11 protein-coding genes and 1 tRNA gene are annotated in these 14,222 nt (G+C 61.5%); 3 read left to right on the top strand and 9 right to left on the bottom strand.

Features of this window, described 5'->3' with window-relative positions; genetic code table 11:
• Nucleotides 1–90: 90 nt before the first annotated feature.
• Nucleotides 91–1,023, top strand: coding sequence for a LysR family transcriptional regulator (locus FOC84_RS01960; protein ID WP_173142952.1), 933 nt, complete (start codon nucleotides 91–93; stop codon nucleotides 1,021–1,023).
• Nucleotides 1,024–1,038: 15 nt separating this feature from the next.
• Here FOC84_RS01960 and FOC84_RS01965 read toward each other — a convergent pair whose 3' ends face one another.
• Nucleotides 1,039–1,632, bottom strand: a complete 594-nt coding sequence (locus tag FOC84_RS01965) for a BPSL1445 family SYLF domain-containing lipoprotein (RefSeq protein ID WP_173142953.1) — start codon at nucleotides 1,630–1,632, stop codon at nucleotides 1,039–1,041.
• A gap of 325 nt (nucleotides 1,633–1,957) precedes the next feature.
• Between FOC84_RS01965 and FOC84_RS01970 the strand changes: the two genes are divergently transcribed.
• Together FOC84_RS01970 and FOC84_RS01975 are read left to right on the top strand one after the other, a co-directional pair.
• On the top strand, nucleotides 1,958–2,116 hold the full coding sequence (locus FOC84_RS01970) for a DUF6726 family protein (RefSeq protein ID WP_173142954.1): 159 nt from the start codon (nucleotides 1,958–1,960) through the stop codon (nucleotides 2,114–2,116).
• 304 nt (nucleotides 2,117–2,420) lie between these two features.
• Nucleotides 2,421–3,500, top strand: coding sequence for an acyltransferase family protein (locus tag FOC84_RS01975; RefSeq protein WP_173142955.1), 1,080 nt, complete (start codon nucleotides 2,421–2,423; stop codon nucleotides 3,498–3,500).
• A 570-nt stretch (nucleotides 3,501–4,070) separates the two neighbouring features.
• Here FOC84_RS01975 and FOC84_RS01980 read toward each other — a convergent pair.
• The 8 genes from FOC84_RS01980 to hflC all read right to left on the bottom strand — a co-directional run bounded on the left by FOC84_RS01980 (nucleotide 4,071) and on the right by hflC (nucleotide 14,207).
• Nucleotides 4,071–4,149, bottom strand: a tRNA-Ile gene (locus FOC84_RS01980).
• Between the two features lie 9 nt (nucleotides 4,150–4,158).
• Nucleotides 4,159–6,426, bottom strand: coding sequence for an RNA polymerase sigma factor RpoD (gene rpoD / locus FOC84_RS01985; protein WP_173142956.1), 2,268 nt, complete (start codon nucleotides 6,424–6,426; stop codon nucleotides 4,159–4,161).
• Between the two features lie 768 nt (nucleotides 6,427–7,194).
• A complete protein-coding gene (gene dnaG, locus FOC84_RS01990) occupies nucleotides 7,195–9,264 on the bottom strand; it encodes a DNA primase (RefSeq protein WP_173142957.1) in 2,070 nt (689 codons plus the stop codon).
• Between the two features lie 19 nt (nucleotides 9,265–9,283).
• The gene (rpsU, locus tag FOC84_RS01995; RefSeq protein WP_006218592.1) at nucleotides 9,284–9,496 is read right to left on the bottom strand and encodes a 30S ribosomal protein S21; all 213 of its coding nucleotides are present in this window, start codon (nucleotides 9,494–9,496) and stop codon (nucleotides 9,284–9,286) included.
• A 386-nt stretch (nucleotides 9,497–9,882) separates the two neighbouring features.
• Nucleotides 9,883–10,425: a phosphoribosyltransferase gene (locus FOC84_RS02000; RefSeq protein ID WP_173142958.1), complete on the bottom strand. Its 543-nt coding sequence runs from the start codon at nucleotides 10,423–10,425 to the stop codon at nucleotides 9,883–9,885.
• Nucleotides 10,426–10,509: 84 nt separating this feature from the next.
• Nucleotides 10,510–11,805: an adenylosuccinate synthase gene (locus FOC84_RS02005; protein WP_173142959.1), complete on the bottom strand. Its 1,296-nt coding sequence runs from the start codon at nucleotides 11,803–11,805 to the stop codon at nucleotides 10,510–10,512.
• A 76-nt stretch (nucleotides 11,806–11,881) separates the two neighbouring features.
• Entirely contained in the window at nucleotides 11,882–13,039 is a 1,158-nt protein-coding gene (locus FOC84_RS02010) for an ATP phosphoribosyltransferase regulatory subunit (protein WP_173142960.1), read from the bottom strand.
• A gap of 265 nt (nucleotides 13,040–13,304) precedes the next feature.
• Nucleotides 13,305–14,207, bottom strand: a complete 903-nt coding sequence (gene hflC / locus FOC84_RS02015) for a protease modulator HflC (RefSeq protein WP_173142961.1) — start codon at nucleotides 14,205–14,207, stop codon at nucleotides 13,305–13,307.
• Between the last annotated feature and the right edge of the window lie 15 nt (nucleotides 14,208–14,222).

Below are 14,222 nucleotides of genomic sequence, written 5' to 3' on the forward strand. Positions count from 1 at the left end.
TGCGGCGGATAAACGGGTCCGAGGGCAAATCACCTTTAACTTTGCGCGCGGGAATGGCTAAGATGGCGTGCACCCATCAGCTCGACCGCCATGTACATCCTGATAGACCATCTCAAGCATGTTCTGAATTTCGTGCGCGTCGCGGACAGCGGCAGCTTCACGGCCGCGGCGCACCGGCTCGACATTTCAACCGCATCGGTAAGCAAGAGCGTGTCGCTGCTTGAAGCCAAGCTGGGCGTGAAGCTGCTCAACCGCACCACGCGCAACCTGTCGCTGACCGACGATGGCGAATTGCTGCTGCAGCGTTGCCGCCACATCCTGCTGGAAGTCGAAGCCGCCGAGGCCGAGGTAACCGGAGCCAGCCTGATTCCGCGCGGCAAGCTGCGCGTGCATGCGCCGGTAGGCTTGGGCAGAAAGGTCATCATGCCCGCGCTGCTGTCGCTGACCGCGCGCTATCCGGAACTCTCGATCAACGCGGATTTCAGCGACCGCATGCCCAATCTGGCCGAAGAAGGGCTGGACGCCACCATACGGATCGGCGTCACGGCGGATTCGCGTGTCATCGCCAAGACCCTGTCCCGGCTGCGCTACGTCACCTGCGCCAGCCCCGCCTATCTGGCCGCGCATGGCACGCCCGCCACGCCCAACGAGCTGGAACGGCACAACTGCCTGGCCTACGTCCAATGGCAGACCGGCCGATATCACGAATGGGATTTCCAGAAAGGCGATGAGCGCTACACGATCACGCCCGGCGGCAACCTGAATGTGAACCATCCGGAAGCCATCCTGGACGCCGTGGTGGCCGGCGCGGGCATCGCCCGCATGGCCAGCTTCATCGCGGAGTCTGCCGTGCTGGACGGACGCCTGAAACTGATCCTGACCGACTGGATCGCGCCTGGCGCGCCGGTCCAGCTGGTCTATCTGCCGAACCGGCACCTGTCGCCGCGCATCCGGGCCTTCGTGGATGCGATGACAGAGGCGCTGCCGCCCCAATTGCCTTGGGAAAAGGCGATGGGGCTGTAAGGATGCGCGCGCCGCTTACAGCAGCAGTGGTGAAATCTTGCTGCCGTCGACCGACACCCCGGCCATGAGGCCGCCGTTGTTCAACACGAAGCCGACGATGGGCTGCTGCGCGGTGTAGGTATCGATGCTGCCGTTGACGCCCACATTGGCCACCGCAACCGTCGCGTCCGCCCCCATCGTCCAGCCGCTGCTGGCGCGGAACTTGGCCAGGGCGCCGTCCGTCATGAACAGCACCACCATCGCCTTGGACTGCGCGCCAGCCTGCAGACCGATGGAGCCGCCCGTGATGCTGTAGTAGCCGGTATCCGAGCCGCCCACGCGCAACACGCCGCTTCCATGCTGGGCTCCCACGATGAAGCTCGCGCTCAACACGCCCGGAAACACCAGCACGCCGCGTGCGCGTTCCACCAGTTGCTTGGCCTGGGACGAGGACTGATAGAGCTTGGTCAGCGTCGCGTCGGCTGCGGTATCGAGTTCCTGCCGCTTTTCCGCGGCCGTGGCCGAGGATTGGGCGGTGGTCGTGGTGCAACCGGTGAACACCAGGCTGGCCACACCGAGCATCGCGGCGATCACGCCGGCCCGGCCTGCCTTGGGGAAAGTATCAAGCATCTAGCGCTCCTTCTTGTTGTTGGATGCTCCGTCGGGTGCTCCCGGCAGGAACGTCACCATCCTACCTGGGATTTTCCGGCCCTGGCGCCATGCAACCAGGTCTGCGTTACGTCCTGTTCCAAGACGAGCAAGTGTCATTACACTTGACCAACATTTCCCCACTTATTGGCATGGAGACGCACAGCAGAATGCCGCCTTCGCCATGCATCGCGCACATTTTCTTCAGATGGAAATCCGCGTCTGAACATAATCGACATCGACGCCGCGGGACACCGCCAGCCCTTGATCAGGCTGAACCTTGATCAATCATTTTCGAGCACGACCAATGAAGTGGATTTTGATTTCAACACTATGCCTATTCGCGTCCGGTTGCGGTGTCGTTGCCGCCCCTTGCCGTATTGCATCTGCCGCCATCAAGATCGTGCCGATCGTCGGCGATGTCGCTGCGGCGCCGACGGATGCTTGCGCGGAAGTCATCGACTGATGCAGCGACGACACGGCGGATCAGAAAAATCGGGAGCGTGAGGATTTTTGTGTGCAGGCCTATCACACAGCCAAATCACCCTCGGTGTGGCAGGCGAAGGTTGACGCCAGGAAGGCTGGTTGGATAAGCAAAAAGGAGCCAAGTCATCCACCGCCAAGCGCGAAGAACGCGCTTATGAATCCGCGAAATGAACGCTCTGGACCATTTGAAACACCCTAGCAATATGACGTTTTAGATATGAGTGCCAGATGGCGCGACCAACAATGTACAATTTAAATAATAATTAAATAATAGAGACAAGAAAATGATCCGGAACATCCCCGCCCTCACCGGCGTGCGCGGGTATGCTGCGCTTTGGGTGGTGTTGATGCACTATACGTGGGGAGCGGGCATAAAAGGCGATGGGCTTTTCATGCACATCTTGTTGTATGGATTTTCTGGGGTCATTGTTTTCCTGGTCCTGAGCGGGTTCGTAATGGCCCACGTCTATCCAGAATTTAGAAAATCGGTGAATCCAGCTCCATACCGAGCCTACTTCTACAAACGCATAGCCCGCATTTACCCTATGCACTTGGTAACGTTATTCGCGTTTCTAGCACTGATGAAAGCTGGCTACCCGATCGAGACTCCCAATGAAACGGCATACACGTTTGGTCTCAATTTGCTCTTGATACAAGCCTGGGGATTCGTGAACCAGTTTTCATGGAATGCGCTGTCATGGACCATTAGCGTCGAGATGTTCGCCTATATCTGGTTCCCATTCACCGCTCTTGTGATGTTCAAGCTTCCAAGGTTTTTTGCGGCCGCGGTGATGGCTGGAGTGGTCTGGATTCTCATCGAAATGCCGCACGTCAGACTGCTTCAATCGGCCGGGATAGACGTTAACGGCATCGTACTCGCTCACGGGAATTTCCTGATTCAGTTCTCATCTGTTTTTGTTGCTGGGGTAGCTCTTTATCGAGTCGTCGAAGGTATCGACAAGCTCCCCGCGGCAGTTTCTGATGGGCTGATCATCGCAGGTATTGCCGTATTCGCCTATGCATGCGCCACCCCCTTCCACTCCTGGATCATGACCTGCGGTGCACTGCTGCTGATCGCCGGCCTACTGTGCGACAAAGGGCTGGGGCGCCTGCTTTTCGGAAACCGAGTCTCAGTGTTCCTGGGGGAGATTTCCTACTCCCTTTATCTGACGCACTTCCTGCTCAACGTGGTGCTGTCGATCGAAATCGCAGGATTGCGCCTGGCCGATAAGATATCCTTGGCGATTTGCACGGCAACGATTTCCTACTATCTGATCGAGCGGCCTTCTCGTAGAATCCTGCGCAAACTGGGCACCAGAAGGAAAATGGTCGCCCAGGCAGATGTTGTACCGGCCACGACGTAGGAGCAATGGATTTTGCCCACGCAGCAGCCATCGGCCTTAATCCGGCGATGGCTGCTTAGGCATCTCTTGCCTGCGCTGGTGTACCCGCGGAGATTGCTCCAAACTAGGGGCTACTCTGCAGCACTTCAGCTAACTCCGCCGTAACCACCTTTCCGCACTCGATTAAGGATTGCGAGAGAACAGCTCGATCATGAGCTCGTCGAGCGCCCGGCGTCGCAGAGTCTCCATCCTGAAGCGACTCGCTGGATTTAGAGCCCGACACAGGCAACAGGAACCCTTCGTCACTTGCGAGGAGGCCACCTGCCGGCCAAACTGCAAGAACAGTAGGCGAAGGTCGTTCGGGCGGTCGACGCGACCGGCAAGGCCGGGAATCGACAGGACGGAGGCTGCCGGCGACATCTGCCAGGCACCAGGGCAACTCTGCCATGGTTCGGCGACGACCACCGAGAAGGATGCCCAGTACCCAAAGGCGACAAGGCGGCGCCCACGCAATAAGCCAAATTGCGGAAAAGGCCAAGGATTGCGGAAAAGAAAGCGGGCCTTGGATTGCTCCAAGACCCGCATATCTACTGGTAGGCCCCCCGAGAGTCGAACTCGGCACCAACGGATTATGAGTCCGCTGCTCTAACCAGGCATGAGCTAGAGGCCCTAAAAACGATTACTGCCCTTCCAGGAAGCTCTTCAGCTTATCGGCCCGGCTGGGGTGACGCAGCTTGCGCAGCGCTTTCGCCTCTATTTGACGGATGCGCTCGCGCGTGACGTCGAACTGCTTGCCCACTTCTTCCAGGGTCTGGTCGGTGCTCATTTCTATGCCGAAACGCATGCGCAGGACCTTGGCTTCACGCGGGGTGAGAGAGTCTAGCACTTCCTTGACCACATCGCGCATGGAGCCATGCAAAGCCGCATCGGAAGGCGCCAGCGTGGACGTGTCTTCGATGAAATCGCCCAGGTGCGAATCGTCGTCGTCACCGATGGGCGTTTCCATGGAGATCGGTTCCTTGGCGATCTTCAGGATCTTGCGGATCTTGTCCTCGGGCATGTCCATCTTCTGCGCCAGGGTCGCGGGATCCGGCTCGGCGCCGGTTTCCTGCAGGATCTGGCGGCTGATCCGGTTCATCTTGTTGATCGTTTCGATCATGTGAACCGGAATACGGATGGTGCGCGCCTGGTCGGCGATGGAACGCGTGATGGCCTGACGGATCCACCAAGTCGCGTAGGTCGAGAACTTGTAGCCGCGGCGATACTCGAACTTGTCCACGGCCTTCATCAGGCCGATGTTGCCTTCCTGGATCAGGTCCAGGAACTGCAAGCCGCGGTTCGTGTACTTCTTGGCGATCGAGATCACCAGGCGCAGGTTGGCCTCGGTCATTTCGCGCTTGGCCTTGCGGGCCTTGGCTTCGCCGGTGGCCATGCGCTTGTTGACGTCCTTCAGGTCCTTCAGCGGCAGCACGACGCGCGTTTGCAGGTCGATGAGCTTTTGCTGCAGTTCCTGCACGGCGGGAATCTGGCGCTCCAGCGTTTCGGCGTACGGGTGGCCGGCAGCCACTTCATCGACGACCCACTGCATGTTGGTTTCGTTGCCCGGGAACACCTTGATGAAGTGCGTGCGCGGCATGCCGGCACGGTCCACACACGTGTGCAGGACAGCGCGCTCGAGCTGGCGCACTTCCTCGACCTGCTGGCGCAGGGTGTCCGCCAGCTTCTCGACCATCTTGGCCGTGAAGCGGATGCCCATCAGTTCGTTCTGGATGGATTCCTGGGCGCGCACGTAGATGTCCGACTTGTAGCCGTCCTTCTCGTACGAGTGGCGCATCTTTTCGAACTGCTTGCCGACTTCGTCGAACTTGGCCAGAGCCTTCACGCGCAGGTCTTCCAGCTGCTTGCTGGACATGCCGCCGGCGGGGCCGTCATCGCCTTCGTCTTCCTCGGCGGTGACGCCGGCGCCGGCGTATTCCTCGCCGTCTTCCGGATCGACCAGACCGTCGACCACTTCGTCGATCTGGGCCTGGCCTTCACGCACGCGCAGAATGTGGGCCAGGATCTCGTTGATCGTGGTCGGGCAGGCCGAGATGGCCATGACCATGTGCTTCAGGCCGTCTTCGATGCGCTTGGCGATTTCGATTTCGCCTTCGCGCGTCAGCAGTTCCACCGAGCCCATTTCGCGCATGTACATGCGCACGGGGTCCGTGGTGCGGCCGAAGTCGGAATCCACCGTGGTCAGCGCGGCTTCGGCTTCGTCTTCGACGTCGTCGTCGTTGGAGGCCACCGGCGCGTTTTCGCTCATCAGCAGCGTTTCGGCATCGGGCGCCTGGTCGTAGACCGCAATGCCCATGTCGCTGAACGTGCTGATGATGCCGTCGATCGCTTCGGCGTCGACCAGGTCGTCAGGCAGATGGTCGTTGATTTCGCCGTAGGTCAGGTAGCCGCGGTCCTTGCCCAGCTTGATCAGCTGCTTCAGGCGGTTGCGGCGCGCTTCGTATTCTTCGGGCGTCACGGGACCGCGGGCGATCAGATCCTTGGGATCGGCCTTGCCGCGCTTGCCGCCGCGCTTCGGCGGCTTCAGATCGGGCAGGACTTCGCCCTCGCCGTCCATCGTGTCGTCGAAGCCGTCGGAATCATTGTTCGCGTTCTTGGCGGGGCGTCCCGGGCGGCGACCGCTGGGCACGACGGGGCGCGCGCTCCCGACCAAGTCGGCGAGTTTGTCTTCGGCCTTCTTGGCGCGAGCCTTCGTCACCTTCTCGGGCTTGTCACCTGCGGCAGCCTTGGTCGCCTTCTTGGCGGCCGTTTTGGCTGCGGGCTTGGCGACCTTCACCGCCGTCTTGGCGGGCGCCTTTTCCGCTGCCATGCTTACGACGCGCTTGGCCGTGGTGGCCTTGGTTTCGGCCGCATCAATTGCAGAGGAGGATTTGCCGGTGGATTTGGTCATAGTCGCTTCCGTGGTCGTCGCAACCCGTTCGGGCATGTTGCACCGCATGAAGCCGCTTTGGACGGCAGCCCAACGCGGCGGTGTATACGGGTAAATCTGGTGAATCAGCGGAGGCCACACGGCTGCGTTGTTCGCAGCGCCGGCTCTTGCGAGCCCGCTTGGCGCCGTTCCGGTGCAATACCGGACTTGCGTCTTGCGTGCATGGCCTCATCCTGCGGGGGCTTCCGGACGTCGGGGGGGCTGCCTGCCTATAAATAGGCTTTGCTTGCTTATCGGGCATTTGCCCCAAGCAGCTGAGTAGACACAGCACCCAAACCACTAACGCTACGCGGAAATGACCGCCGCCGAACTGCTTGATTCACCGCTCAGCTATATTAATTAACTATGTAACAAATTTGACGCGCGCATCCGCTTTTATTTCTGCCGTTGCGCGCCCGACGTTCCATTTTCTGGAAACCGTCCGCCGCGTCCGGATCGCAGGTCCCGCGTCAAACCCATACATCCATTAGATTCCGGCAGCCGGAATAGATTCCACCCGCCGAATGCATTTCTTGTCGCCCACGCACCGTGGCACGAGGATTTCCGCCAAATTCAGCAAGAATCGAGTAGAAATCAACCGCAAACACCACAATCCGTGTACACCAGACAGGTCACTAGGCTGGTTTTGCTGGCTTCGTGTACAACGACACCACAAAACCGCCTCCGCCCGTCCTGCCTCGCCGGCCCAAAACAGCTTCCGCCGGCGGACAACCTTTGATTTTAGCGCATTTAGCGCACGCCAGCACCTTTCAGCACAGCCATGCGGCTGGAAAGCTCCAGATAGCGCTTGCGCGCTTCTTCCGTGACCAGACCCGCCGCGGCGAGCTTGGCAATCTCCAGTTTGGCCGAATCGAATTCGATGCGCCTCAAGGCATCGTCCCATTCGGTTTGCGGGTCCGGCAGGTCTTCCTTGGACAGGAGGTCGGCCCGCAGCCCTTTCAGTACCGTGGCCAGATCCGAATCAGGTTCCGCCGCCTCCAACAGGGCGCCGACATGGCGCGCGCCGCTAGATTGCGCCAGCATGATCAAATCTCTTACAAGACCTAGATGGGGGCCGTGGTCGATGACTTCAAGCTGCTGGTCACCCATGGAGTCAACCAGTTCAGGGTGCGCAAGCAACAGGCCCAGCAGGCGCTTGGCCAACGACGGCATGGTGCGGCGGCCTTCAAACCCGCCGACGTCGTTGTCGCGCTTGCCTTTCCAGTTGCCTTTGCCGCCCTTCCAGTCGCCCTTGCCTTTCCAGTCGCCTTTACCCTTCCATTCCTGCTTGGCGCCGCTGCGCTGACCGCCGCCACCGCCACCGCCACCAAAATCGGAACCTTGGGACGGTAGATGGACTTGGTCCGCGTAGTCGGACTCATCGACCGGGATGTCTTGAAAGTCATGCCCGGCGAAGTCATAGCCCGTGTCCGGATAGCCCGGATCATGCTCCCGCGCCGGCGCCGCGGTCGCGCCCGCATCCCCGCCTACCGCGCCGGACTTGGGCGCGGGCGCGAAGGGCTTGGTGGGTTGCTGAGCCAGCACCTGAGCCATTTCTTCCGGCGTCAGCTGCACCAGCTTGGCCATTTCCCGCTCGATCTGCACGCGCAGCGCGCATTCGGGAATGGCGGCCAGCAAGGGCTTGGCCTCGTGCAGGCAACTGGCCCGCCCTTCGGCTTCCTCCATGTTGTGCCGCGAAGCCAGCTCATCCAGCAGGAAGCGGGACAGCGCCACGGCCTCACCCAGGCATGCCCGGAAGGCTTCGGCGCCCAGTTCGCGCACATACGAGTCGGGATCGTGTTCCGAGGGCAGGAACAGGAAGCGGATCGCGATATCGTCGCGCAGCACCGGCAGACAGGCCTGCAATGCGCGCCACGCGGCGCGCCGGCCCGCCCCATCGCCATCGAAGCTGAAGATGACCTTGTCGCTGGTGCGCAGCAGTTTCTTGACATGGTCCGGCGTGGTGGCCGTGCCCAGCGTCGCGACCGCATTGGCGATGCCTTGCTGCGCCAGGCCGACCACGTCCATGTAGCCTTCGACCACGATGACCTGGCCTTCCTGGCGTATGGCCAGGCGCGCCTCCCACAATCCGTAGAGTTCATGCCCCTTGGAGAACAGCGGGGTTTCGGGCGAATTCAGGTACTTGGGTTCGCCCTTGCCGATGATGCGGCCGCCGAAGCCGATGAGACTGCCCCGCGCATTGCGGATCGGGAACATCACCCGTTCCCGGAAGCGGTCGTAGCGGCGTCCGTCCTCGGATTCGATGACCAGCCCGGACTCGACCAGGACGGGGTCCTCGTAGTTCGGGAAGACTTGCGACAGGCCGTGGCGGTCGGTGCCCGACCAACCCAGGCCGAAATGCGCCGCGATTTCACCCGTCAGGCCGCGCTGCTTCAAATAACGGATCGCTGCGGGCGATGCCCGCAACTGCTTGAGGTAATGCGCCTGAGCGGCATCCAGCACCTGCGTGTGGCGGGATTCCTCGGCCTTGCGGCGCGCGGATTCCTGCTGCTGGCGTGGACTGCGATTTTCTTCGGGGACCGTCATTCCCGCCGATGCCGCGAGCGTGCGCACGGCATCGGGGAAACTGGCGCCCGTGTGTTCCATCAGAAAGGTGATGGCGCTGCCATGCGCTCCACAACCGAAGCAGTGATAGAACTGCTTGGTGGGGCTGACAGTGAACGAGGGACTTTTTTCGTTATGAAAAGGGCACAGGCCAAGCAAGTTGGCCCCGCCCTTTCTCAACTGCACGTATCGCCCGACTACGTCGACGACGTCGACTCGGGCGAGCAAATCCTGGATGAATGATTCTGGAATCAATAGATTCGGGAATCAAAAATCAATACAGGCGCGGGGGCAGTTGTTGGCTACGGATGCGCTTGTAGTGGCGCTTCACAGCGGCGGCGTGCTTGCGCTTGCGCTCAGCCGTGGGCTTCTCATAGAACTCGCGCGAACGCAGCTCGGTGAGCAAACCGGTCTTTTCGATGGTGCGCTTGAAGCGGCGCAGAGCGGCTTCAAACGGTTCGTTTTCCTTCAGTCGAACGATAGGCATAAAGTGATTGGCCTGCTTGTAGGGTAACAAAAGTTGATGACAAACCTGGCTTGCTTACCAGCAACGCTGCGCGGGTCCAGGTACGCGTAAACGGCCTCGTCGATACCAAATCATACCAACAGAGGCAGATACCGCGAACGGGGAACCTTGAAAGCGCAATCCAGCGCCCCGGACTCCGATTGCAGTGCTAGCAGCACTGAACCACAGACCCATCCCGGATTTCCGCTGGCTGTTTCCGTTACCCAAAGACTACCCAAAGAGTAACAAGCCAAGTTCGGTTTAGCGATAACCAGCGATTCTAGCATGGTCATGGCTGTTTTGACTACTAGAGGGACAGTCTGGCGCCCTGGGCGGCCAGAATGCCCTCTCCTGCCGAACCGCCATGCTCAGCTCTTGGAGCCCTTGCGGATCCAGGCCTCGAGCTGATGCGGACGCAAGCTGTCGTAGTCTTCGAACGGCTGGTGGATCCAGGGATTCGTCGGCAGCTTGTCGACATAGTAGTCCGGCGTCGCCAGGGAATGCCCCTTCCACCACAGCACCGCGCTGCGCAGCTCGGTGATGTCGGCAAATTGGCTCTTCAGGTGATCGTAGACCTTGCTGAAGGTCTTACCGGTATCGACCATGTCGTCCACCAGCAACACCCGCCCGGACAAGGTGCCGCGCGTAATGGTGATGAACTGGGCGATATCCATGTCGCCCTGCTTGGTGCCGGCCGCTTCGCGATAGCTGCTCGTGGCCAGAATGCCCAGCGGCACATCAAAAATACGGGACATAACATCACCGACGCGCATACCGCCGCGCGCCAGGCAAAGAATCTTGTCGAACTTCCAACCCGATTGATGCACCTGCAAGGTAAGGCGCTCGATCAGGCGGTTGTAGTCGTCCCACGTCACCCACAGATGGCTGTCATCATTGGTCGGCGTGCTCATAGGCAAGCATCTCCTGCTTAATAAATACGAAAAGGCCGCCGCCGGTATGAGACCGGCGGCGGCCTTGCGAATAATAACCCGATGTCAGCCCTTCAGGGGATGACGCAGCACAATGGTTTCATTGCGGTCGGGGCCGGTCGACACCAGGTCGATGGGCACGCCGCAGACTTCGGCCACGCGCTCCAGGTAGCGACGGGCGGCCTGGGGCAGCTTGTCGTACTCGGTGATGCCGACGGTGGACTCGCTCCAGCCGGGCAGCTCTTCCAGCACCGGTTGCGCCTGCGCCACGGCATGCGCGCCATAGGGCAGCACGTCGCGGAACTCGCCGTTGACACGGTAGCCGACGCCCAGCTGGATGGTTTCCAGGCCGTCCAGCACGTCCAGCTTGGTGATGCACAGGCCGGAGATGCCGTTCAGGCGGACCGAGCGCTTGAGCGCGGCGCCGTCGAACCAGCCGCAGCGGCGCGGACGGCCCGTGACGGAACCGAATTCCTTGCCGATCGTGGCCAGGCGGGTGCCAATTTCGTCGACCAGCTCCGTGGGGAACGGGCCCGACCCGACACGGGTCGTGTAGGCCTTGGTGATGCCCAGGACGTAGTCCAGCTGCTGCGGACCGACACCTGCGCCGGCCGAGGCCGCGCCAGCAACGCAGTTGCTGCTGGTGACGAAGGGATAGGTGCCGTGGTCGACATCCAGCAAGGCGCCCTGCGCGCCTTCGAACAGCAGGCGCTTGCCTTCCTGTTGCATGGCGTACAGGTTGCTCGACACGTCCTTGACCATCGGGGCGATGGCCGGAGCCAGCGCCATGGCCTGGTCGCGCACTTCATTGGCGGAAACCGCCTCGGCGCCCAGGTACTTGGTCAGCACGAAGTTGTGGTAATCCAGCACTTCGGCGAGCTTTTCGTCGAACAGCGCGGGATTGAACAGGTCCTGCACGCGCAGCGCGCGGCGGGCAACCTTGTCTTCGTACGCGGGGCCGATGCCGCGACCGGTCGTACCGATCTTGCCGTCGCCCTTGCGCGCTTCGCGCGCCTTGTCGATGGCAACGTGGTACGGCAGGATCAGCGGGCAGATTTCGGAAATCTGCAGGCGCGAGCGCACGTCCAGACCGGCGGCCTCAAGCTCTTCGATTTCCTTGAGCAGGGCTTCGGGGGACAGCACGACGCCGTTGCCGATGAAGCAGGTGACGCCGGGATGCATGATGCCCGACGGGATCAGGCGGAGAATCGTCTTCTTGCCGTTGATCCACAGCGTATGGCCGGCATTGTGACCGCCTTGGAAGCGGACCACGCCCTGGACGGATTCCGCCAGCCAGTCGACGATCTTGCCCTTGCCCTCGTCACCCCACTGGGTGCCGATTACGACTACGTTCTTGCTCATGTTACGAATCAATATCGAGTTTCTCGGGAAATCCGGAAATCTCCCCGCGGCCCTCTCGTTACCGAGAGGGAGTTAGTCACAGCGTTCTGACCGTCCAGGCGCCATCCTGCAGCGCCAGCTCGCGATCGCAAACGAATTCGTCCTGATCCTGCTCGTGACCGGGCAATACCTGAACGACAATTTCCCCCGACCGGCGCAGGCGGCGCACCGCCTCGGTCAGGGCGGGGGCTTGCCCCCAGGGCGCACGTACCGCACGCGCCCTTTCCGCCGGCGGCAAACCCGCCGCCAGCTTGCGTAAATCAAGACTGAAGCCGGTGGCGGGGCGGGCCCGGCCAAACGCACGGCTGACATCGTCATAACGGCCACCGCTGACCAGCGCATCGCGCCAGCCCTCGGCGTACAGCGCGAACTTCACGCCGGAATGGTAGCCATAGCCGCCCACGTCGGCCAGATCCACGCCGAACGCCACATCAGGCATGGCGTCGACCACCAACTGCAGCGCGTCCAATGCGGCCACGACACCCGGCAGCAGAGGCAATTCACGGCGCGCTTCCTTCAGCACTTCCGGTCCGCCGTACAGCTTGGGCAGCAATTGCAGGGCCTTCAGGGTCTCAGCACGCAAACCAGAAGCCCGTTCTGCCAATTCGCCCAGCCCCGGAACGTCCTTCTCGCGCATCAGCAGGATGACGTCCTGCGACAGCGCCGCTGCTCCCGGATCGGATTCCAGGAGGGCGCGCAGCACGCCCGGATGGCACAGATCCAACCTCGGGTTGCGCACGCCGGCGATCGCCACCGTTTCCAGCACCAGCTGGATGATCTCCAGGTCGGCCTCGAAGCCGGCATGGCCGTAGATCTCGGCGCCGATCTGCAACAGCTCGCGGCTGGACAGCAGGTCCGCCGGGCGGGCGTGCAGCACGTTGCCGCAATAGCACAGGCGGGTAACGCCAGCACGGTTCAACAAGTGTGCGTCAATGCGCGTGACCTGAGGCGTCATGTCCGCGCGCACGCCCAAGGTGCGGCCGGACAGTTGGTCAACCAGCTTGCAGGTACGCAGATCCAGATCGCTGCCGGTGCCGGACAGCAATGAATCAATGTATTCGACCAGGGGCGGCGCGACCAGCTCGAAACCGTAAGTGCGATACAGATCGAGAAGTTCGCGGCGCAATTCCTCGATGCGCCGGGCCTCTGCCGGAAGTACGTCGGCAAGGCTCTCGGGCAGCAACCAGTTACCCATGAATGTTTACCTGAAGAACGCCAAGTGATGCGTGGGCGTCGCCCAAACGAAAAAGCGGCTGAGGGGGCGTAAGCCCGCTCAGCCGCTGCGGAATGTTTTCTAGCTTACGGGGTATTGTACATGGTTCGGCGGCCAACGCCAGCCGGGGCTGCCGCGGGCGCGAAACTGTCCCCTATTGCGCAGATTTCAGGATGCCGCCGCCCCGGCAAGCAAAAAGCCCCTTGGATTTCCAAGGGGCTTTTTGTTCCGCATCACCGCCGCCGCATCACTTGGCCGGCACGGTGACCGGCGCCAGGGCGTCGCCGGCGGGGTCCTTCATGAACTGGAAGAAGCTGGAGCTGGGGTCGACAACCAGCACGTCGCCCGGCTTCGAGAACGAAGCGCGATAGGCTTCCAGGCTCTTGTAGTACGTGTAGAACTGCGGGTTCTTGCCGTAGGCCTGCGAATAGATCGCGGCGGCCGCGGCATCGCCCTCACCCATGATGCCCTGGGCCTTGGCGTAGGCCTGGGCCACGATGACTTCGCGTTGGCGGTCGGCTTCGGCGCGGATCTTTTCGCCCTCGGCGGCGCCGATGGAGCGCAGCTCGTTGGCGACGCGCGTACGCTCCGCTTCCATGCGGCGATACACCGATTCCGAAATTTCCGGCGCGAACTCGATGCGGCGCAGACGCACGTCGACGATCTGCACGCCCAAAGGCTCGGCGCGCTTGGCGACGTTGGTCAGGATTTCGGCCATGATCTTGTCGCGTTCGGTCGAAACCACGTCGCGCACCGTGCGCACGTTGACCGAGGCGTTCAGAGCGTCGCGGATCAGCGCCTGCAGGCGCTCCTGCGCCACGCGCTCGTTGCCGCCGGTGGAAACGTAGTACTGACGCGGATCCAGGATGCGCCACTTGACGTACGAGTCGATCAGCAGGTTCTTCTTTTCGGAAGTCTGGATGCGTTCGGCTTCGTTGGTTTCGATGGTCAGAATGCGCTTGTCGAGCGTCACGACATTCTGGAACGGAGGCGGCGCCTTGAAGTAAAGGCCGGGTTCGTTGATGGTCCTGCGAACTTCACCCAGCGAGAACACCAGGGCGTAGTCGCGCTCGCGCACGACGAAGACGCAGGAAGAAAGGGCGGCCAGCACGATGAGCAGGCCGACCAGGATGGGCATGAGACGTTGCATGATCAGGACTCCTCC

This window comes from Achromobacter pestifer (assembly GCF_013267355.1).
GTDB lineage: Bacteria > Pseudomonadota > Gammaproteobacteria > Burkholderiales > Burkholderiaceae_B > Achromobacter > Achromobacter pestifer_A.

Coding starts and splice junctions, on each gene's coding strand:
- FOC84_RS01960 (WP_173142952.1), top strand. CDS start 91: ATGTACATCCTGATAGACCATCTCAAGCATGTTCTGAATTTCGTGCGC.
- FOC84_RS01965 (WP_173142953.1), bottom strand. CDS start 1,632: ATGCTTGATACTTTCCCCAAGGCAGGCCGGGCCGGCGTGATCGCCGCG.
- FOC84_RS01970 (WP_173142954.1), top strand. CDS start 1,958: ATGAAGTGGATTTTGATTTCAACACTATGCCTATTCGCGTCCGGTTGC.
- FOC84_RS01975 (WP_173142955.1), top strand. CDS start 2,421: ATGATCCGGAACATCCCCGCCCTCACCGGCGTGCGCGGGTATGCTGCG.
- rpoD (WP_173142956.1), bottom strand. CDS start 6,426: ATGACCAAATCCACCGGCAAATCCTCCTCTGCAATTGATGCGGCCGAA.
- rpsU (WP_006218592.1), bottom strand. CDS start 9,496: ATGCCTATCGTTCGACTGAAGGAAAACGAACCGTTTGAAGCCGCTCTG.
- FOC84_RS02000 (WP_173142958.1), bottom strand. CDS start 10,425: ATGAGCACGCCGACCAATGATGACAGCCATCTGTGGGTGACGTGGGAC.
- FOC84_RS02005 (WP_173142959.1), bottom strand. CDS start 11,805: ATGAGCAAGAACGTAGTCGTAATCGGCACCCAGTGGGGTGACGAGGGC.
- FOC84_RS02010 (WP_173142960.1), bottom strand. CDS start 13,039: ATGGGTAACTGGTTGCTGCCCGAGAGCCTTGCCGACGTACTTCCGGCA.
- hflC (WP_173142961.1), bottom strand. CDS start 14,207: ATGCAACGTCTCATGCCCATCCTGGTCGGCCTGCTCATCGTGCTGGCC.